General features: G+C 60.0%; 19 protein-coding genes. 14 read left to right on the top strand and 5 right to left on the bottom strand.

What is annotated here, in order from left to right; all coding sequences use genetic code 11:
• Window positions 1-91: 91 nt before the first annotated feature.
• Window positions 92-1762: a DUF4091 domain-containing protein gene (locus tag AWX27_RS00450; RefSeq protein WP_060418675.1), complete on the bottom strand. Its 1671-nt coding sequence runs from the start codon at window positions 1760-1762 to the stop codon at window positions 92-94.
• A gap of 465 nt (window positions 1763-2227) precedes the next feature.
• On the opposite strand from AWX27_RS00450, the gene AWX27_RS00445 reads away from it, so the two are divergent.
• From AWX27_RS00445 to ogt, 11 genes are all read left to right on the top strand, one after another.
• Window positions 2228-3481 carry an ABC transporter substrate-binding protein gene (locus AWX27_RS00445; RefSeq protein ID WP_060418674.1) on the top strand — a complete coding sequence of 418 codons (1254 nt, stop codon included), beginning with the start codon at window positions 2228-2230 and terminating at the stop codon, window positions 3479-3481.
• Between the two features lie 78 nt (window positions 3482-3559).
• Window positions 3560-4501 carry a carbohydrate ABC transporter permease gene (locus AWX27_RS00440; protein WP_047730640.1) on the top strand — a complete coding sequence of 314 codons (942 nt, stop codon included), beginning with the start codon at window positions 3560-3562 and terminating at the stop codon, window positions 4499-4501.
• 10 nt (window positions 4502-4511) lie between these two features.
• Window positions 4512-5330, top strand: a complete 819-nt coding sequence (locus AWX27_RS00435; RefSeq protein WP_060418671.1) for a carbohydrate ABC transporter permease — start codon at window positions 4512-4514, stop codon at window positions 5328-5330.
• 21 nt (window positions 5331-5351) lie between these two features.
• Window positions 5352-6464, top strand: coding sequence for an ABC transporter ATP-binding protein (locus tag AWX27_RS00430; RefSeq protein ID WP_060418668.1), 1113 nt, complete (start codon window positions 5352-5354; stop codon window positions 6462-6464).
• A gap of 19 nt (window positions 6465-6483) precedes the next feature.
• On the top strand, window positions 6484-7767 hold the full coding sequence (locus tag AWX27_RS00425; RefSeq protein ID WP_060418664.1) for a Gfo/Idh/MocA family protein: 1284 nt from the start codon (window positions 6484-6486) through the stop codon (window positions 7765-7767).
• 17 nt (window positions 7768-7784) lie between these two features.
• Window positions 7785-8690 carry an ROK family protein gene (locus AWX27_RS00420; RefSeq protein ID WP_060419680.1) on the top strand — a complete coding sequence of 302 codons (906 nt, stop codon included), beginning with the start codon at window positions 7785-7787 and terminating at the stop codon, window positions 8688-8690.
• Window positions 8691-9022: 332 nt separating this feature from the next.
• Complete coding sequence (gene agaR, locus AWX27_RS00415; RefSeq protein WP_060418662.1) at window positions 9023-9793, top strand: transcriptional repressor AgaR; 771 nt, start codon at window positions 9023-9025, stop codon at window positions 9791-9793.
• Between the two features lie 25 nt (window positions 9794-9818).
• Window positions 9819-10985, top strand: a complete 1167-nt coding sequence (locus AWX27_RS00410) for an SIS domain-containing protein (protein WP_060418660.1) — start codon at window positions 9819-9821, stop codon at window positions 10983-10985.
• Window positions 10986-10994: 9 nt separating this feature from the next.
• Window positions 10995-11849, top strand: a complete 855-nt coding sequence (locus AWX27_RS00405; RefSeq protein ID WP_060418655.1) for a tagatose bisphosphate family class II aldolase — start codon at window positions 10995-10997, stop codon at window positions 11847-11849.
• 305 nt (window positions 11850-12154) lie between these two features.
• A complete protein-coding gene (locus AWX27_RS00400) occupies window positions 12155-12466 on the top strand; it encodes a hypothetical protein (RefSeq protein ID WP_060418650.1) in 312 nt (103 codons plus the stop codon).
• Window positions 12467-12685: 219 nt separating this feature from the next.
• Complete coding sequence (gene ogt / locus AWX27_RS00395; protein WP_060418648.1) at window positions 12686-13216, top strand: methylated-DNA--[protein]-cysteine S-methyltransferase; 531 nt, start codon at window positions 12686-12688, stop codon at window positions 13214-13216.
• Here ogt and AWX27_RS00390 read toward each other — a convergent pair.
• Window positions 13213-13740, bottom strand: a complete 528-nt coding sequence (locus AWX27_RS00390) for a glycine zipper family protein (RefSeq protein ID WP_060418646.1) — start codon at window positions 13738-13740, stop codon at window positions 13213-13215. The genes ogt and AWX27_RS00390 overlap by 4 nt on opposite strands.
• 16 nt (window positions 13741-13756) lie before the next feature.
• Window positions 13757-14092: a hypothetical protein gene (locus tag AWX27_RS00385; RefSeq protein WP_060418645.1), complete on the bottom strand. Its 336-nt coding sequence runs from the start codon at window positions 14090-14092 to the stop codon at window positions 13757-13759.
• Window positions 14093-14485: 393 nt separating this feature from the next.
• Between AWX27_RS00385 and AWX27_RS00380 the strand changes: the two genes are divergently transcribed.
• Window positions 14486-15250 (top strand): FNR family transcription factor, encoded by a 765-nt coding sequence (locus AWX27_RS00380; protein WP_004938278.1) that lies wholly within the window; start codon window positions 14486-14488, stop codon window positions 15248-15250.
• A 126-nt stretch (window positions 15251-15376) separates the two neighbouring features.
• A complete protein-coding gene (gene uspE, locus AWX27_RS00375; protein ID WP_004938281.1) occupies window positions 15377-16339 on the top strand; it encodes a universal stress protein UspE in 963 nt (320 codons plus the stop codon).
• A 57-nt stretch (window positions 16340-16396) separates the two neighbouring features.
• Here the strand turns inward: uspE and pntB are convergent, their stop codons facing one another.
• Both pntB and pntA read right to left on the bottom strand, forming a co-directional pair.
• Window positions 16397-17791: a Re/Si-specific NAD(P)(+) transhydrogenase subunit beta gene (gene pntB, locus AWX27_RS00370; RefSeq protein WP_025159771.1), complete on the bottom strand. Its 1395-nt coding sequence runs from the start codon at window positions 17789-17791 to the stop codon at window positions 16397-16399.
• Window positions 17792-17801: 10 nt separating this feature from the next.
• Window positions 17802-19331, bottom strand: coding sequence for a Re/Si-specific NAD(P)(+) transhydrogenase subunit alpha (pntA, locus tag AWX27_RS00365; protein ID WP_047730636.1), 1530 nt, complete (start codon window positions 19329-19331; stop codon window positions 17802-17804).
• Between the two features lie 537 nt (window positions 19332-19868).
• On the opposite strand from pntA, the gene ydgH reads away from it, so the two are divergent.
• Window positions 19869-20819, top strand: a complete 951-nt coding sequence (ydgH, locus tag AWX27_RS00360) for a DUF1471 family protein YdgH (RefSeq protein ID WP_049198294.1) — start codon at window positions 19869-19871, stop codon at window positions 20817-20819.
• Window positions 20820-21002: the final 183 nt, after the last annotated feature.

Here is a 21002-nt window from a genome sequence, read left to right as displayed (position 1 = left end):
ACATGACAATAAAATGAATCCATCGACTATCAGGTATAGCAAAGTAATGGCGATTTGGGAGCGAAAGACGCATTTTCGCCCCCATTGCCCCTCACATCGGCGCCAGCAACGCTTCGATGCGGCGGTTCACCGCTTCTCGCAGGCGCAGCAGCGGCCCGGCCTGGTGCGGATAACGCTTGAAGGTGATGCGCATGCCCAGCTCGCGTTCGATCAGCGCCTCCACCGTCGCCCGGTCGGTCAAACTCTCCAGCAGCTGCAGCGCGCGCATATCCTGCAGCCCCTGGTGCAGCACCCGCAGGCGTAGCGACTCCACCGGCTGCAGATCCTCGCCCGGATAGACCACGAACGGATCGCCGGAGGGAAACGCATGGCCGCTGTCGGTCACCGCGTACGGATTGATGCGCTCGCGCGAATGGGCGCTGTTATAGAAGTTGAATCCCCAATGCAGGAAGCCGGCAATGCGGTACAGATACAGCTGCACGCCCAATATGCGGTTGCGCGCCGAAGGCTGGGCGAAGAACCGATTGGCGACCTCGGTTTTCTGCACGCAGCAGTAATAGGCCCACAGGCCGGGCACCCGGTGTTCGATAAAGGGATCGATATGATCGGTCGCGGCGACCGGGGTTTCCACCAGGCCTTGCTGATAGAAAGCGAAATCCGACAGCGCGTCGAAGGTGCGGAAGCCGTCCAGCAGCGGCCGCAGCGCGGCGGCGGCGCGCCGATAGGCCGCCAGGTTGTCCAGCGTCGGCTCATCGGAAACATGGAACCACACCTGCCGTTCCAGCCCCCGTTCGCGGAACCAGGCGGTCAATTCGGGCAGCAGCGCCTGCAGGAAACGCTGATACGGTTCGCCCTGCGCATCGGTGTGCCAGCCGAAAAGCGGTCGCGCCTCGCCCTGCTCCTCCACCACGATCTTCGGCGCATGCGCCGCGCCCCATTGGGTAAACAGCGGCGCGATTTCGAAGTGCTCGATGCCCTCTTCCTGCGCCAGCGCCACCCACTGCGCCAGGCGGCTGAAATCGAAGCCATACCCCTGCGCCGAACGCGTCACCCTCACCAGCTGCACCGTGGTGCGTTCGCCGCCGACGGCGGTATCCAGCGGCGGCGTAAACAGCGGCGTCAGCAGCATATTGACCCCGGCGCGCACCGCACAGCGCACAAAGTGGCGCACTGCGCGCCAATAATCCGGGCTGAACACCGCCAGACGGTAGTAATCCGCCAGGCAGTCGGTGTGCAACCACTCGGTGTGCAACAGCGTTTGCGGCGGCAACGCCGCCGGCACCAGATGCAGCGTCAGCGTGGTCTCGGCCAGCGCCTCGCCGCTCTGGGCATCCAGCAACCGCAGGGTCAACGGAAAGTCGCCGGCCAGTTGCACATCGGCCGGCGGCGTCAGGGTCAGCCACAGGCTGCCATAATAGCGGCAGGCGGCGAAAAAACGCCGTTGCGGCAGCGGCATCAGCGGATCGGGAAATAAGCCCGGCTCGGTCGTCAGGTAATTCTCGTCGGTCTCGCGATAACAGGGAAAACCGCTCGGCACCGATTGCACCTGGCGCACGCTGATATACTCCGCCAGCGGCCCGTCGAGTTGATAACACAGCTCATGGCGGGTTTCGTTGCCCGGCGTTTGCAAACAGTACACCGCCTGCCAGGAAAGCACCTCGTTATTTAACCCGCTCAGCCTTTCCTCCACGGAAATAGGCGGCACGCTGTGGCGATGAAATACTTTCTCCAGGCAATGAGTAAATACCAGAGACAGGCGCATGATGTTCGGCCCTCTTTATTTTTAATGAATAAACACGGTGAAATTCAGGCTAGCGCCTTTTATCGCCACAGACAATAGCCGGTAATAAAAATCGTTCCCATACCCTTCTTTGACTGCCGCGACCCGATTTTTTTGTTTATTTGCATCACAAAAATGAAAGAAGCTGATGCTTGCACAATAAAAATGTTTTTAATCCCCATTATGGTGCAAGGGTTATCAGTTATTCCTATGCCTGCGAGGGCCGCTAAATGCCGCGACAGCAGGGAGAAAACCCATCAGCAGGTTAACGAAATGTGAACAAAACCACCTTTCACTTGGCCGTGAAAGCCTTTCGATTTTAACAACAGTGAAACATTTGCGCCCCATTTTTGGGCATCCGGGGGTGTATTGACACATTGAAAGTTAAGGGATAGAAAGAATTTACGTTGCGAAAAACGTTATTCGTCGCTCACCGAGGGGAAAGCAATGTCACCGATAGAAAATACCGGACGCCTGCTGGCGCACTCTATTCTTGCCAGCGCATTATTATTACCCACCCTGCTCCACGCTGCAGATAAAATAACATTACGCTATGCCGTTTGGGACAGAAACCAATTACCTGCCGAACAGGAGATCGCCAACCGCTTTGAACAGGCCAATCCGGATATAAAAATAGAAATAGAATTAACGCCCTCTGCGCAATATTTCGTTAAATTGGATTCCGCTGCCGCCGGCGGCGTGGCGCCGGATATATTCTGGATCAATATGCCTTATTTTGTGCAATACGCCAAAAACGGCATTATGGAGCCGCTGGCGCCTTATATTAAGGACAGCGGCCTTCAGCTGGACGACGTGGTCGCCAGTTCGGTGAAAGCCTACCAGTACGACGGCCAACAGATGGCCATTCCGCGCGACGTCGACTCCATCGCCGTGTGGTACAACAAAAAACTGTTCGATCAGGCCGGCGTCAGCTACCCCACCAGCGACTGGAGCTGGGACGATCTGAAAAACAAAGCCACCGCCCTGAAAAACGGGCTGAAAGGCGCCGCCTTCCCGCTGGTGATGGATCTCAGCATCGACGGCCAGGACAGCTATATGAACCTGCTGTTCCAAAACGGCAATCACATCGTGCCGAAAGACGGCCAACCCACCGACATCGCCAACGACAAATCCATCTGGGTCTACCAGCAGCTGCAGGGCATGATGAAAGACGGCCTGATGCCGAGCGCCCAGCAAATGAGCGAAGTCAAAACCGAGAACATCTTCCAGTCCAACCGCGCCGCGATGGTCTATGCCGGTTCCTGGCTGGCGGCGCCGTTCGCCAACAACCCGCTGATCAACGATCACATCGGCGTGGTGATGATGCCGAAAATTGAACGCCAGTCCGGCGTAGCGCACAGCCTGGCCTTCGCCATGTCGGCCAAAAGCGCCCACAAGCAGGCCGCCTGGAAATATATCACCTTCATGAGCAGCGAAGCCTCGCAGGCGGAGCTGGCCAAGGTGGTGATCCCGGCCAACAAGACGGCGGCCAAGGTCTGGGCGCAGCAGATCCAGAAAGTCGACGTCTCGCCTTATATCCAGACCCTTGAAGTGACCCAGGCTTACCCCACCGCCGGCACCAATACGCCGAAATGGCAGAACATGTGGATCGCCAGCCTGAAGAAAATCTTTATGGGCGCGGACGCCAAGCAGGAAATGGACAAGTCGGTCAAGAAGATCGCGCGCGTCATGGATCAGTAATCGCCCCGCCGCGGCGCGCTACCCCGAGTGTGCGCCGCGGTGGACCCACGCTGAAAGTGATAGGTGAGGAATGGCAACATGTCGCTGGCAGAAACGGCTACGGTCACCCTGAAATCATCCCGGCGCACCGCCCGCCCCGCGCTCAATCGGCTCGAACGCGCCGAACGCTTCTGGGGCTGGGTGATGATCCTGCCGCTGCTGTTGGGGGTCACGGTGTTTTACCTAATCCCCTTTTTGCAGAACATTTTTTACAGCTTTACCGATCTGAACCAGTTCATGCGCTGGAGCAGCATCAGCGTCGATAACTATCTCAACCTGTTCGAAGACGACGACTTCTACACCGCCGCCGCCAACACCCTGTTCTACGTGGTGGTGTGCGTACCGATCAGCCTGAGCCTGTCGCTGCTGTTGGCGATCGGCCTCAACCAGAACATCCGCGGCAAAGGCCTGCTGCGCACCCTGCTGTTCCTGCCGGCGGTCACCATGCCCGCGGCGGTGGCCATGGTGTGGCAATGGCTGTTCAACAAGGATTTCGGCCTGATCAACCAGGCGCTGGGCCTGCTGCACATTGCGCCGGTCGCCTGGCTGTCCGATCCGGACGTGGTGCGCATCAGCGTGTCCATCATCATCATCTGGTCGTCGCTGGCGCTGAAGATCATCATTTTGCTGGCCGGGCTGCAGAGTATTCCGCGCCAGCTGTACGAGGCGGCGGATATCGACGGCATCGGCACCCTGCGGCGCTTCTTCTGCATCACGCTGCCGATGATGGTGCCGACGCTGTTCTTCGTGTCGGTGATGAGCTTTATCGAGATCCTGCAAATCTTCGACGTGGTGTTCCTGATGTTCGACCGCGCGCTGGTGGAAAACGACGTGATGACCGTCACCAACCTGTTCTACAAGTACGCGTTTTACCTGCAGGAAAAAGGCTACGCCTCCGCCATCACCGTGGTGCTGTTCGCCGTCACGCTGGTGATCACCCTGATTCAAATGGCGATCGGCAAGCGCCTGAAAGTCAGCTGAGGAGCTGCACATGAACGCAAGCAATAAAACGCTGGTGTACCTGTTTATGGGGCTGGCGGCGCTGGCCTCGGTCGTGCCCTTTATCTGGATGCTGGTGACCTCGCTGAAAACCCAGGCCGAGAGCATCCAGATCCCGCTGACGCTGCTGCCGGCGCACCCCAGCCTGCAGGCCTACGGCCGGGTGATGCACGAAATCCCGTTCGCCGGTTTTTATCTCAACTCGCTGCTGGCGACCTTCTTCACCGTCACCCTGCAGATGGCGATCGCCACCCTGGCCGCCTATGGCTTCTCGCGCCTGCATTTTCGCGGCCGCGACGCGGTGTTCCTGGTGTGCGTGTCGATCCTGATGGTGCCCGGCCAGGCGTTTCTGATCCCGCAATTTCTGGTGGTACAGAAGCTGGGGCTGGTCAACAGCATCACCGGGCTGGTGCTGCCGGGCATTTTCAGCGTCTACGCCACCTTCCTGCTGCGCCAGTTCTTTCTGGCGGTGCCGAAGGAGATGGAGGAAGCGGCGCTGATCGACGGTTACAGCTACTTCGCCATCTTCTGGCGCATCATGCTGCCGCTGATCCGGCCGGGTATTATCGCCTGCGTCATCATCAACGGCCTGTGGAGCTGGAACAACCTGATGTGGCCGCTGATCGTCAATACCACCACCGAGAAGCTGACGCTGCCGGTTGGCCTCGCCTCGCTCTCCAGCCGCGCCGGGGTGGAATACCCGTTGCTGATGGCCGGGGCGCTGATGGCGGTGATCCCGATGCTGATGCTGTTCATTATTTTCCAACGCTATTTCATCCAGGGCATCGCCAGCGCCGGGGTGAAAGGCTAACGCGCAGACAAGGTAAATGACATGGCCGGAATTCAGTTAAACAGCGTTAAAAAAGTCTACCCCAACGGTTTCCACGCGCTGCACGGCGTCAATCTGGATATTGAGGACGGGGAATTTATGGTGTTCGTCGGCCCGTCCGGCTGCGCCAAATCCACCCTGCTGCGGATGATCGCCGGGCTGGAGAGCGTCAGCGAGGGGCAGATCCTGATCCACGATCGCTGCGTCAACGACAGCATGCCGAAGGATCGCGGCGTCGCCATGGTGTTCCAGAACTATGCGCTGTACCCGCACATGACGGTGTACAAGAACATGGCGTTCGGCCTGATCGGCAAAGAGAGCAAGGCCGAGATCGACCGCCGGGTGCGCGACGCGGCGGAAAAGCTGGAGATCACCAACCTGCTGCAGCGCAAGCCGGGCCAGCTCTCGGGCGGCCAGTGCCAGCGGGTGGCGGTCGGCCGCGCCATCGTGCGCAAACCCAAAGTGTTCCTGTTCGATGAGCCGCTGTCCAACCTCGACGCCAAGCTGCGAGTGTCGATGCGCGTGCAGCTGATCGAACTGCACAATCAGCTGAAGCAGGAAGGCGCCGCCGCCACCATGGTGTACGTCACCCACGATCAGGTCGAAGCGATGACCATGGGCGATCGCATTTGCGTGATGAACCGCGGCGCCATCATGCAGGTGGATAAACCGATCAACCTGTACCACCACCCCGCCAACCGTTTCGTCGCCGAGTTTATCGGCAGCCCGTCGATGAACCTGCACGATCTGGCGATCGTGCGCGACGGCCAAACGGTGCGGCTGCGCATCGGCCTGCAGCACCCGCTCGAGCTGCCGCCGGCGCTGCAGCGGCAGTTGACGGACTATCCGCATGCGCGGGTGTGCCTCGGTATCCGGCCGGAGTCCCTGCGGCTGTGCGCGCCCGGCAGCGCCAACTGCTTCCCGGCGCAGATCGTCACCATCGAGCGCATGGGCAACGAAGAGCTGCTGCACTGTGAACTGGCCGACCTGCGCTTCGTGCTGCGCATGGCGTCGCTGCCGGACTGGGAGCCGCGCCTCGGCGAAAGCGTTCATCTGGCATTCGATCTGACGCGCGCACATTTGTTCGACGAGCTCAGCGGCCAAAACCTCAAATAACAACAGCGGAGTATCAGCAATGTCGTCAACACAACCCAACAACGTTGCCCAGCGCCCGGTGCAGGTGCTGGTGGTCGGCGCCGGCGCGCGCGGTGAAATCTACTCGCGCTATGCGCTGGCGCACCCCGATTTGATGCAGGTGGTGGCGGTGGCGGAACCGCGCGACGCCTACCGCGAACAGTTCGTGGCACAGCACGCCATCGCGTCGGAAAACGTCTTCACCGACTGGCGCCAGGCCGCCGATGCCGGCAAGCTGGCCGACGCGGTGCTGATCTGCACTCAGGATCAGATGCACCTGGAACCGGCGCTGGCCTTCGCCCGCCAGGGCTACGCCATGCTGCTGGAAAAGCCGCTGTCGCCGGACGCCGACGAGTGCCGCGCCATCGTCGCCGAGGTGGTGCGCCAAAAGCTGATCTTCTCGGTCGGCCACGTGCTGCGCTACACCCGCTATACCCAAAAGCTCAAACAGCTGCTGCGCGACGGCGCGATCGGCGACATCGTCAGCCTGCAACACCTGGAGCCGGTCGGCTACTGGCATCAGGCGCACTCCTTCGTGCGCGGCAACTGGCGCAACGATCGGCAGGCCGCCTTTATGCTGCTGCAGAAATCCTGCCACGACATCGATTGGATCCGCTACGTGATGGAGCAGCCCTGCGAACAGGTCAGCTCCTTCGGCAACCTGCGCCACTTCCGCCGGGAAAACCAACCGGCCGGCGCGGCGGACAACTGCCTGGATTGCGCGGTGGAGGCGTCCTGCCCCTATTCCGCCAAACGCATCTATCTGGGCGACGACCACAAGGCCACGCCCGGCTTTCTGCGCGTGTTGACGCCAGAACCTGACCAGACGACGCTGCGGGCGGCGCTGCGCGACGGGCCCTATGGCCGCTGCGTTTACCGCTGCGACAATAACGTGGTCGATCATCAGGTGGTCAACATGCAGTTCGCCGGCGGCCGCACCGCGTCGTTCACCATGACGGCCTTTACCCGCCACGAAGATCGCCACACCCGCATCTTCGGCAGCCGCGGCTGCCTGGAAGGCGACGGCCGCCATATCCGCATCACCTCGTTCCTCGACGACGGCGAAACGCATTACGACACCGACGCCGGCCAGGATCTGCACGCCATGGCCGGCCACGGCGGCGGCGACTACTACCTGATGCAGCACTTTATCGCGGCCATTCGCACCAACGATCCGAGCCAGGTGTTGGCCGGCCCGGCGGAAGCGCTGGAGAGCCACCTGATGGTGTTCGCCGCCGAACGCGCGCGCCGCGAAGCGGCGGTGATCGCCCTGAACGGAGCCTGACCATGAGCACGAGAGAGATGCGTTACGGCTTCGACATCGGCGGCACCAAGATCGAAATGGCCGCTTATGATCGCCGGCTCAATCAGGTGCTGCTTCAGCGCGTGCGCACCCCAACCGGCGATTATGGCGAGTTCGTGGCCTGCATCGCCGGGCTGGTCGAGCAGGCGGACCGCGAGCTACATACGCGCGGCAGCATCGGCATCGGCCTGCCGGGGATCACCGATCCCGTCAGCCGCCTCCAGCTGGCGGTCAACGTGCCCTGCCTGACCGGGCATTGCCTGGCGGATGATTTGACGCAGGCGCTGGCGCGGCCGATCGCCATCGAGAACGACTGCCGCTGTTTCGCGCTGTCGGAAGCCAGCACGCCGCAAACCGCCCATTTGCCGCTGGTGTTCGGCGCCATCATCGGCACCGGCGCCGGCGGTGGCCTGGTAGTGAACCGGCAATTGCACAAGGGGCGCAACGGGCTGGCGGGCGAATGGGGCCATATGCCGATCTCCGCCCAGCTGGCGCAGCGTTACGATCTGCCGCTGTTCGGCTGCAACTGCGGGCTGACCGGCTGCTTTGAACGCTACGTCTCCGGCAGCGGGCTGCTGGCGCTGAGCCGCCACTTTGCCCATCCGGCCGCCGACGTGCCGGCGCTGGTCGCCAGCTATCGCGCGGGGGATACGCTCGCACAGTGGCTGATGACCGTCTACGTCGACATTCTGGCCAGCGCGCTGGCCGGTTTGCAGCTGCTGCTGGACGTCGATGCCTTCGTGCTGGGCGGTGGGTTGTCGAACGTCGGCGAGCTGTATCGGCTGCTGCCGGCGGCGATGCGGCACTGGCTGCTGCCGGGCGTGGAACCGGCAGCGGTATTCCCGCCGGTGCACGGTGACAGCAGCGGCGTGCGTGGCGCGGCGCTATTACAGGCGGCGGCATAAAAAAACAGTGAAAGCCCGGCGGCTGCCGAATGATCGCTGCGGCTTTCGCCGCCGCAGGGCCGAATAAAGCCATCGCGAGAATTGTCGACTGAAAAATAACGAATTTGCCGTTTTCACTTTGTGTTAATACCGCTTTCGGTTACCGCTAAATCGAAAGCAAAATTAAATATAACCAACTGATAGATATAGATATTTTTAAATTAATCGATTGCATTTCAGTGTTTCGTTTGCTGTAATTCGCCACGAACAACTGAAAGCGCTCCGGTCGGTATCGCTGCGGCTTATTAAGCCGCGGTCGGGCACGGCTACAGGTAAATCAGGAGTCTGCGTTAATGATCAATACCGCAAAACGCCGGGAATTAATTATCGACCAGCTGTGCCGCGAAGGCTCGGTGCGCGTGGAACAGCTCAGCCAGCAGTTTTCGGTGTCCAGCGTCACCATCCGCAGCGATCTGCGCCAGCTGGAAAAACACGGCTGCGCGGTGCGCGCTTACGGCGGCGCCATGTTGAACAAACAGTTCGCCTTCGATCGCCCGCTGCAAGACAAGGGCCGCATCAACCGCGACGTAAAACACGCCATTGCCTGCGCGGCGGCGGCGCTGATTGAAGACGGCGACGCCGTCATCCTCGACTCCGGCTCCACCACCAGCCAGATGGCGCCGCAGCTGGCGGGGAAAAAGGATCTGGTGGTGATGACCAATGCATTGAACATCGCCTTCGAGCTGGCCAACAACGAGCAGATCGATCTGATGGTGGTCGGCGGCAGCGTGCGCCGCAAGGCCTGGTCGCTGTACGGCCCCGCCGCCGAACAGCAGCTGCGTCAGTACCGGTTCGACAAGCTGTTTCTCGGCGTCGACGGTTTCGATCTGGCGGGCGGCATCACCACGCCGGATCCGGGCGAAGCGCAGCTGAACCGCGTGATGTGCGAGGTGGCGCGCGAAGTGATCGCCATCGCCGACGCCAGCAAATTCGGCCGCACCAGCTTTTGCATGATCCGCGAAATCGGCCAGCTCCACCGCCTGGTCACCGACAGCCGCATTCCGGAACACTATCTGCAGGCGCTGCACCATTTAGGGATCGACGTGATTATCGCCGACCGTTAACCGAGGCTTTTAAGGAGTTGTCATCATGAACGCGTATTTCTCTTACGAGGCGGATTGGCTGAAGCAGCGCAACGCCTGGCACACCGCCGCAGAGATTTGGCAGCAGCCGGATCTGTGGGCGGCGCTGCACCGGCAACTGCAGGATCAACAGGCGCAGTGGCAGCCGTTCCTGGCGCCGCTGTTGGCCAATCCTCGGCTGCAAATCGTGCTGTGCGGCGCCGGCAGCTCGGCGTTCGCCGGCCGCGCCCTGGCGCCCTGGCTGCGCGAACGAACCGGCCGCGACGTGGCGGCCTACGGCACCACCGATATCGTCGCCAACCCGCGGCAGTACCTCGATCCTGAGCGGCCGACGCTGCTGGTCTCCTTCGCCCGCTCGGGCAACAGCCCGGAGAGCGTGGCGACGGTGGAGCTGGCCGACCAACTGCTGCCGGAAAGCTACCACCTGATGCTGGTCTGCAACCCGGACAGCAAGCTGGCGCAGTATGCGCATCGGCGCGACAACGTCTGTTCGCTGGTGATGCCGCAAGGCTCCAACGATCAGAGCTTCGCCATGACCTCCAGCTTCAGCTGCATGATGCTGAGCGCCGCGCTGCTGCTCGGCCCGCTTTCGCTCGAGGCCGCCCAGGCGCCGCTGAACGCCATGGTGCAGCGCTGCCGCGCACTGCGCGAAACGCTGCAGCCACAGGTAAAGGCGCTGGCCGCCAGCGGTTTCCGCCGTTATATCACCCTCGGCGGCAGCTGCTTTACCGGCCTGGCGGAAGAGGCCTCGCTCAAGATGCTGGAGCTGACCGCCGGGCGCATCGTGACGCGCTACGACTCGCCGCTCGGCCTGCGCCACGGCCCGAAATTTATGGTCGACGGCCAAACATTGGTGGTGGTGATGTTCTCCCACGACGACTACGCCCGCCAGTATGACCGCGATCTGTGGAACGAGCTGCAGCGCGACGGGTTGGCGATGCAATTGGTCGGTTTGACCGGCGATCTCCAGACGCCGTCCGATGCCCTGCTGCCTATGCACCAAGCCACGGATGATATCTGGCTGCTGTTCCCGTATCTGCTGTTCACCCAGATGCTGGCCTTCGAGAGTTCGCTGGCGCTGGGGCTGACCCCAGACAACCCTTGCCCAACCGGCGAGGTTAACCGGGTGGTGAAAGGCGTGACGATTTACCGTTTCCCTTCCCCCGTGCTGTAAGGAGATCCCATGTATCTGATAGCCAACCGAGAAATGCTGCTCAAGGCGCAGCGCCAGGGTTACGCCGTCCCGGCGTTTAACGTCCACAATCTGGAAACCGTGCAGGTGGTGGCGGAAACCGCCGCCGAGCTGCGCTCGCCGGTGATCATGGCCGGCACGCCCGGCACCTTCAGCTACGCCGGCACCGACTACCTGATCGGCATTTGCCAATCGGCCGCGCACCGCTACGATTTGCCGCTGGCGCTGCATCTGGATCATCACGAGGAGCTGGACGACATCGAGCACAAGGTGAAAAGCGGCATCCGCTCGGTGATGATCGACGGTTCCCATCTGCCGTTCGAGCAGAACATCGCCAAAGTGGCTGCCGCAGTGGCCCTGTGCCACCGCTATGGCGCCAGCGTGGAGGCCGAGCTGGGCCGCCTGGGCGGGCAGGAAGACGATCTGATCGTCGATACGGCGGACAGTTTCTATACCGACCCGGTGGCGGCACGCGAGTTCGTCGCCGCCACCGGCATCGATTCGCTGGCGGTGGCGATCGGTTCCGCCCACGGGCTGTATCACGGCGAGCCGAAGCTGGACTTCGAGCGCCTGGCGCTGATCCGCGAACAGGTGGACGTGCCCCTGGTACTGCACGGCGCCTCCGGCATTCCGGAGGTGATGGTCAAACGCGCGATCTCGCTCGGTGTCTGCAAGGTCAACGTCGCCACCGAACTGAAAATCGCCTTCGCCGATGCGGTGAAAAGCTACTTTTCACAGCACCCGGATGCCAACGACCCGCGCAAATATATCGTCCCCGGCAAGCTGGCGATGAAAGAAGTGGTGGCGGAAAAGATCCGCATCTGCGGCAGCAGCGGCATGCTGTAACCCCGCGCTCGCCCCCGGTTTCGTGGCTGCACCACGGGGGCGAAAACATCCCGCCATTTCCCGCTTTCCTGAGAGAACGATCACAGCCTTTTACCCTGCCCGCGCCGGAAACCATTAACCGGTCTTCACTATGATCCAAATCATGGTTTTACTCACCCTACCTCCCTATTATCAAATTCATTGGATGCAGGCAGTAGGATTTTTGCCCATTCGTTTTTATTTCGCCAGGCGAAATAGCTTATTTGATGAAAACAAGCGTGCTTGTTTTTTAATTGGCAGCATTTTTACTCTGAGAGGAACAGCGTATGAACCATTACTTAGCCGTATTAAGCGCATTGGTCATTCTGCCCTTCGCTCTGCAAGCAAAACCGCTTTCCGGCAGCCCGGTCGCCTCCGGCGTCGTGCGCTTCACCGGCGCCATTACCACCCCGGCCTGCACCATCACACATCAGGATGAACAGCTTATCTCCAACTGCTACGGTAAAGTGACGGAATATCAGAACGGGTATATTTCCTCTTCGTTAAAAGAAATGCCAAAAGAATTAGTCTCTGCCGTCACCAGCGAAATGGTGAATAACGATCCCCATTTAAAGCGCGTGACCATCAGCTATAAGTAACGCCAACGCGTTAATGTCTGATGAAATAATAAACAAGACACAACTTGTCTTGATGACTTATAAATTTATTTTATAAATTTAACGTGCAATGACTCCCCGGCTTACCCTGAGCCGGCTATTTGGGCAACCCTGCGGTTGCCCATCAGCATGTCCGAAATCCGCCATCGCTTCCCCCGCTTTCATGCGATAATCGCCATACCAAACCGAGGAGTGATCCAGATGCAGACTTTTTTGATTGATCGTACCGCCACGCCGGTGGGAGAACTGGTGCTGATTGCCGATGAACAGGGGCGCCTGCGGGCGATTGACTGGACCGATCACGAAGCGCGCCTGATGAAGCTGCTGAATACCCACTACCGCGCCGATCGCTTCACCCTGCGTGAGCAGCGCGATCCCAGCGGGCTGACCGACGCGATGCAACGCTATTTCGCCGGGGAACTGGGCATTATCGATCGGCTGCCGGTGATGACCGCCGGCACCGAGTTCCAACGCACCGTGTGGCAACAGCTGCGCCAAATCCCGTGCGGCGAGATCCTGACCTACGGCCAACTGGCGCAACGTATCGGCCGCCCGACCGCCTCACGCGCGGTCGGCATGGCCAACGGTTCGAATCCGATCAGCATCGTGGTGCCCTGCCACCGGGTGATCGGTTCGCAGGGCGCGCTGACCGGCTATGCCGGCGGCGTGCAGCGCAAGCAGTGGCTGCTGCAGCACGAAGGTTACCTGCCGCAGGATCTGCTCTCGCGCTAGCGCGGCACATAGTCCGGCGGGACGCCCTCCGCCGGGGCGGCGGGATAGAAGTCCGGCGGCACCGGAGATGAGGTGGCCTCACCATAACCGTAGGCCACCGGCACCTTGTTACCTTTGGCGTACATGCACTGCGTATACACGGTATCATAGCGGTCTTGCAGGTCATCGCTGCTGCGCCAGGCCGAGTTATTGGCCATCGCGCTGCCGACCAGCAACCCGCCACCCGCGCCGATCAGCGCGCCGGGGCCGGCATGACCGGATGCGGCGCCAATCAACGCCCCTGCCGCCGCGCCGACGGCCGTTCCCGCCACCGCCGTTCCCGTCGCCGAATTGGCCGCCGTTTGCGCGCCGCTGCCAAGGCTGTTTTGCGCATAGCCGCGGCACATGGCCTCATCGCGATTGAATTGTTCGTAACTTTTCCCCGTGCCGGGCAGCGCGGTGACCCCGGGCCCGGAAGGCGCAGAGACGCAGCCGGCCAACAGCCCGGCCAGCGCCACTATCGGGAAAGCAAAAGAGTGTCTCATCACGCACCGCCTTTAATCACCGGGAGAACGGACCGTCTGGCACCACCTTCATCCAACCGTCAGGACAACGCGGCACCTGGGGGTAATAGCCCGCCGGGCGGCGGCAGTAGTAGGCATAGCTCGGCGGCTTTTCGATATAGGTCTGCGGCGGCGGCGGCGTGACATACACCACCGGCGGCGGCGGGTAATAGAGCGGCGGCGGCCCCCAGGGCACGCCGATCACCACGCGCGGCCCGCCGTAATAATAGCCGTGCCGGTAGTAGCCGTGGCCGTAATAGCCGTGGGCGAAGGCGGCGGCGCTGGCCGTCATCAACACCGCGGCGGCCGCCATCAACAGTATGCGCTTTTTCATCATCCACTCCCGAACAGGATCGTTCACCTGCCTTTCTGACCTTCAGCTTAACGCCGATGCGGCGCGGCTTTGCGGTGAGGATTCGGATGAATGCGACAAGCTTTCGCCAGTAAATGTGTCAAAGGATGATTGATTCACGCCGCTAAAACCTGTCAATGCGAGCCGCGCAGACCACCCGCGCCGATTGCCCTGCCTTATGCCGCCGGAATGGCGACCGCACGTTGCGCATAAGTGCCAAATAAATCTAGCGACTTCAGCGCGATACAGAATAATCGGCGGCATGTGTGCGCAAAATTCGCACACAATACCCCTATTCATGCTAATGCCACCCTTATCAGCTGCAGCAAAAGATGTTAAAATTGACTCATATCAATTATTGAATGAGCGTAATCTATGATCCCGGAAAAACGCGTGATTCGTCGTATCCAGTCTGGTGGTTGTGCGATCCATTGCCAGGACTGCAGCATCAGCCAGCTGTGCATTCCTTTCACCCTTAATGCCCACGAGCTGGACCAGCTCGACAACATTATCGAGAGGAAAAAGCCCATCCAGAAAGGCCAGACCCTGTTCAAGGCCGGCGACGAGCTGAAATCGCTGTACGCGATCCGTTCCGGGACCATCAAAAGCTACACCATCACCGAGCAAGGCGACGAGCAGATCACCGGTTTCCACCTGGCGGGTGACCTGGTGGGCTTCGACGCCATCGGCGGTCTGAAGCACCCAAGCTTCGCTCAGGCGCTGGAAACCTCGATGGTGTGCGAGATCCCATTCGAAACCCTCGACGATCTGTCCGGCAAAATGCCTAATCTGCGTCAGCAGATCATGCGACTGATGAGCGGCGAGATCAAAGGCGACCAGGACATGATCCTGCTGCTGTCGAAGAAAAATGCCGAAGAGCGCCTGGCGGCGTTCGTTTACAACCTGTCGCGCCGCTTCGCGGAGCGTGGCTTCTCGCCGCGCGAGTTCCGGTTGACCATGACCCGCGGCGACATCGGCAACTACCTCGGCCTGACGGTGGAAACCATCAGCCGCCTGCTGGGCCGCTTCCAGAAAAGCGAAATCCTCAGCGTGAAAGGCAAATACATCACCATCGAAAACGCCGACGCCCTGTCGGTGCTGGCCGGTACGCCACGCATCAACGTGACCGTCAACGCCTGATTCCCCTGCCGGATCAACATTTCACCGAAATTGTTGATCCGGCACGCTTCTGTTGTTGTTCTGTTTTTCAATGTTGGGTTACTCTGTAAATTAACAGACTGTTGATTTCAGCTGTAAGGAGGCCCTATGGCGAAGTATCAGAATCTTCTGGTGGCTATTGACCCCAATCAGGACGATCAGCCGGCATTGCGCCGCGCCGTGTACCTGGTGAAACGGAACGGCGGGCGCATCAAAGCCTTCCTGCCCATTTATGACTTCTCTTACGAAATGACGACCCTGCTCTCCCCGGACGAAAGAACGGCGATGCGGCAAGGTGTGATCAGCCAACGCGCCGCCTGGATCAACGAGCAGTGCCGTTTCTATCTCAACGACGGCGTGCCGATCGAAATCAAAGTGGTCTGGCATAACCGCCCCTTCGAAGCCATCATTCAGGAAGTGCTTTCCGGCCAGCATGATCTGCTGCTGAAAATGGCGCACCAGCACGACCGGCTGGAGTCGGTGATCTTCACCCCCACCGACTGGCACCTGCTGCGCAAATGCCCTTGCCCGGTGTGGATGGTAAAAGACCAACCCTGGCCAGAAGGCGGCAAAGCGCTGGTGGCGGTCAACCTGGCCAGCGAAGAACCCTATCACGACCCGCTCAATATCAAACTGGTGCAAGAAACCGTCGAACTGGCGCAGAACGTCAACCAGACCGAGGTTCACCTGGTCGGCGCCTATCCCGTTACCCCGATCAACATCGCCATCGAGCTGCCCGACTTCGATCCGAGCGTCTACAACGACGCCATCCGCGGCCAGCATCTGATCGCCATGAAGGCGCTGCGGCAGAAATTCTGCATTAAGGAAGAGTTCACCCACGTGGAAAAAGGCCTGCCGGAAGAGGTGATCCCCGATCTGGCCGAACACCTGCAGGCCGGCGTGGTGGTTCTGGGCACCCTGGGCCGCACCGGCATTTCGGCGGCCTTTATCGGCAACACCGCGGAACATGTGATCGACCATCTGAAATGCGATCTGCTGGTGATTAAGCCGGAGAACTTCAACTGCCCGATCGAGGCGGATGAAGACGATGAGCACGACGACGAAGATTAGCCTTCACGCATAAAAAAATGGGCCGCTAATAAGCGGCCCGTTTTTTTGGTTGCTCAACTACTTCTGCAATGCCCGCAGAATCGCTTCCACGCTGTCTTTGGCGTCGCCGAACAGCATCTGGGTATTCTCCTTGAAGAACAGCGGGTTCTGCACGCCGGCGTAGCCGGTGTTCATCGAGCGTTTGAACGCGATCACGTTCTGCGCTTTCCACACTTCCAATACCGGCATGCCGGCGATCGGGCTGCGCGGGTCTTCCAGCGCCGCCGGATTCACCGTGTCGTTGGCGCCAATCACCAGCACGGTGTCGGTATCCGGGAAATCGTCGTTGATTTCATCCATCTCCAGCACCACGTCGTACGGCACCTTCGCCTCCGCCAGCAGCACGTTCATGTGGCCCGGCAAACGCCCCGCGACCGGGTGAATGCCAAAGCGCACCTTCACGCCGCGCGCCCGCAGTTTCTCGGTGATTTCCGCCACCGGATATTGCGCCTGCGCCACCGCCATGCCGTAACCCGGCGTGATGATCACCGAGGTGGAGTTCTTCAGCTGCTCGGCCACCTCTTCCGCCGTGGTTTCACGGTATTCGCCCATCTCTTCGGCATCGCCGGTAGACGAACCGTCACTGCCGAAACCGCCGGCGATCACGCTGATAAACGAGCGGTTCATTGCCTTACACATAATGTAAGACAGGATCGCACCCGAAGAGCCCACCAGCGCGCCGGTGACGATCAGCAGATCGTTGCTCAGCATGAAGCCCGCCGCGGCCGCCGCCCACCCCGAGTAGGAGTTGAGCATCGACACCACCACCGGCATGTCGGCGCCGCCGATCGAGGCCACCAGATGCCAGCCGAACGCCAGTGCGATCGCCGTCATCAACAGCAGCGTCACCACCTGCCAGCCCACGCTGTCGGTACGCACGAACGCCACCAGCAGCAGGAACGAGATCACCAACGCCGCCAGATTCAGCTTGTGGCGGTTCGGCAGCATCAGCGGTTTGGAAGAGATGATGCCGCGCAGCTTGCCGAAGGCGACGATCGAACCGGTGAAGGTTACCGCGCCGATAAAGATGCCGAGGAACACTTCGGTCAGATGGATATTCGCCATCACCGGCTCCATCGGCGCGCCGTGATCCAGGTAGCTGTTGAAGCCGACCAGCACCGCTGCCAGGCCAACGAAGCTATGCAGCACCGCCACCAGCTCCGGCATTTCGGTCATCTCGACCTTCTTGGCCAGATAGACGCCGATCGAGCCGCCGATGATCATGGCGATGATGATCCAGCCGACGTTGCCGGAATCCGGCCCCAGAATGGTGGCGATCAGCGCGATCGCCATACCGGCGACGCCGAACAGGTTGCCCTGCTTCGACGTTTCATGGCGCGACAGGCCCGCCAGGCTGAAAATAAACAAAATAGCGGCAACAATGTATGCAGCTGTAACCAATCCTCCAGACATTTGTTACCCCTTAGTTCTTGCGGAACATCTTCAGCATGCGCTGAGTGACGGTGAACCCACCGAAAATATTGATGCTGGCGATCAGCACGGCGATAAAGGAGAGGAAACTCACCCAGCCGCCATGGCCGATCTGCAACAGCGCACCGACCACGATAATTCCTGAGATCGCGTTGGTGACCGACATCAACGGGGTATGCAGCGCATGGCTGACGTTCCAGACCACGTAGTAACCGACCACGCAGGCCAGCGCGAACACGGTAAAGTGCGACAGGAACTCTTTCGGCGCCGCATCCGCCAGCCAGCCGAACAGCAGGATCGCCAGGGCCATCAGGCCGTACTTCAGCCACGGCGAGGTCGGTTTGGCTTCGGGTTTGGCCACCGGTGCGGCGGCGGGTGCCGCTTTCGGCTGGGCGGAGACCTGAATCGGCGGCGCCGGCCAGGTGATTTCACCGCTGCGCACCACGGTAACGCCGCGGATCACCGTATCGTCGAAATCGATGTCAATCTCGCCGTTTTTCTCCTTCGACAGCAGCTTCAGCAGGTTGACCAGGTTGGTGCCGTAAAGCTGCGAAGATTGCGTCGGCAAGCGGCTCGGCAGGTCAGTATAGCCGATGATTTTCACGCCGTTGTCGGTCACGGTAATGGTGTCGGCCACCGTCAGTTCGCAGTTGCCGCCGGTTTGCGCCGCCAGATCGACGATCACGCTGCCCGGTTTCATCGACGCCACCATCTCTTTGGTGATCAGCTTCGGCGCCGGTTTGCCCGGGATCAACGCGGTAGTGACGATGATATCGACCTCCGCGGCCTGCGCGGCGAACAGCGCCATCTCGGCCTTGATAAAGGCTTCGGACATCACTTTGGCGTAGCCGTCGCCGCTGCCCGCTTCCTCTTCAAAATCCAGCTCGAGGAATTCCGCGCCCATGCTCTGCACCTGCTCTTTCACTTCCGGGCGGGTGTCGAAGGCGCGCACGATGGCGCCGAGGCTGCCCGCGGCGCCGATCGCTGCCAGGCCGGCCACGCCGGCACCGATGATCATCACCTTGGCCGGCGGCACTTTGCCGGCGGCGGTGATCTGGCCGGTGAAGAAGCGGCCAAACTCATGCGCCGCTTCGACGATCGCGCGGTAGCCGGCGATGTTAGCCATCGAGCTCAGCGCATCCATCGACTGGGCGCGCGAGATGCGCGGTACCGAGTCCATCGCCAGCGCGGTGACGTTGCGCGCCGCCAGCTTGGCCATCAATTCGGGGTTTTGCGCCGGCCAGATAAAGCTGACCAGCGTGCTGCCTTCGCGCATCAAGGCGATCTCGTCGTCTTGCGGCGCGTTGACTTTCAGGATCAGATCCGACTGCCACACTTCGCTTTCGTCGACCAGCGCCGCACCGGCGGCTTCGTAGGCGACGTCCTCAAAACTGGCCAGTTTGCCCGCCCCGCGTTCAATCGCGACGGTAAAACCCAGCTTCAGCAGTTGTTCCACCGTTTTCGGCGTGGCTGCGACCCGGGCTTCATTGGCCAACCGCTCTCTTGGTACACCAATACGCATAATGTTCCCTTCTCACCTGTCTTGGATGATGTTTATTATTTTCCTGCCCATAGCATGACGCCAGCGGCGAGCGAGGCGTTAACTTGCCCGCACTGATTTCAGACGCCAACTATAACCTACTGAAAATAAGGTCGATGATCCATAATTGCTTACGCATTCAGCTCTGTTTTTACATAAAAACGCCGCGCGTGATATGACAAATCGCAATTTACCGTGAAAAAACCCATACAGAACAGCGCATTCTGCGTGACAAGAGGTTTACGCTCGGCGTAACGATTTATGGCCACTCGCGGCGAAAAAGCATAAAAGTTATCATTTTGTGAATAATTAACATTAATGACACCAGAGCCTTTATTATGGAAACTTATGACGATGGCGCCATCCGTGCGGCCCGCGTCAACGTCGGCGATTTGTCGCACGGGATAACATAAAATGCTGAGACAGTTTTCAGAATTACATGTAATAATCGACGGCTGAATTACACTTAAACAGTTCAGTACGTTATAAACGTTAATGCGCTAGGCGAAAGGATTTTTTATGAAGCTGAAGACCACGATCATCGCGTCAGCCTTGTTATCACTCACCGCGCTGTCTGCTCATGCGGCGCAAGAGTTAACTCCTGAGAAAGCAGCGGCGCTGAAGCCGTTTGATCGCATCACGATTACCGGCCGCTTCAATGCCATCAATGAAGCCGTCGACGCCGTATCCCGCCGTGCAGACAAACTGGGTGCCGATTCCTTCTATATCCAGGACAGCAACAACAGCAACAACGGCGGCAACTGGCGCGTCACCGCAGACCTTTATCATAAAGATGCGCCAGAAGTGAGCAAAACACCAAAATACCGCGTATTTAACGGCGTGAACGAACTGCCTAAAGATGAAGCCTATCTGCTGGAGCCTTACGATACCGTGAGCGTCAGCGGTTTCTACCGCAGCCAGCCGGACATCAACGACGCCATCTCCAAAGAAGCGAAGAAAAAAGGCGCTGCATCCTTCTTCATCGTGCGCCAGGTTGACGCCAACTCCGGCGGTAACCAGTTCGTCACCGCCTACATCTATAAGGCCGATGCGCCAAAACGCCGCGTGCAGAGCCCGGATGCCATTCCGGCCGATTCTGACGCCGGCCGCGCCGCACTGGCCGCCGGTGGCGCCGCTGCCGCGAAAGTCGAAATTCCTGGCGTCGCGTCTTCCGGTTCGCCAAGCCGCGACGTGGGCCGTTTCTTCGAAACCCAGTCCTCTACCGGCCAGCGCTATACCGTCACGCTGCCTAACGGCACCAAGATCCAGGAAGTGAACAACGTGACCGCCGCGCAGATGGTACCGTTCGATTCCGTCACCTTCACCGGCCACTTCAACAGCATGACCGATGTCTCCACCGAAGTGGCGAAACGCGCGGCCGAGAAAGGCGCCAAGTACTACCACGTCACCCGCCAGTGGCAGAACAAGAGCGGCGGCAACCTGACCGTCAGCGCCGATCTGTTCAAATAAAACCCGCTTTTCGGTTTACCATCGGGCAGCCCTTGAGCTGCCCGTTTTTATTGCCGCTTTTTTCATCGCACGTTGAATAGTTTTTTGTAAATTCCGCATATTCAATCATTGCATCTCTAATCATCCCTCCGTAAAATTTGCGCCAATTTTTAGGGCTATTGTCTATTCGCGCAGTGGTTGTTA

This window comes from Serratia sp. 2880STDY5682894 (assembly GCF_001537385.1).
In the GTDB taxonomy this organism is placed as follows: domain Bacteria; phylum Pseudomonadota; class Gammaproteobacteria; order Enterobacterales; family Enterobacteriaceae; genus Serratia; species Serratia nevei.
This window is presented reverse-complemented; position numbering and strand designations above follow the sequence as displayed.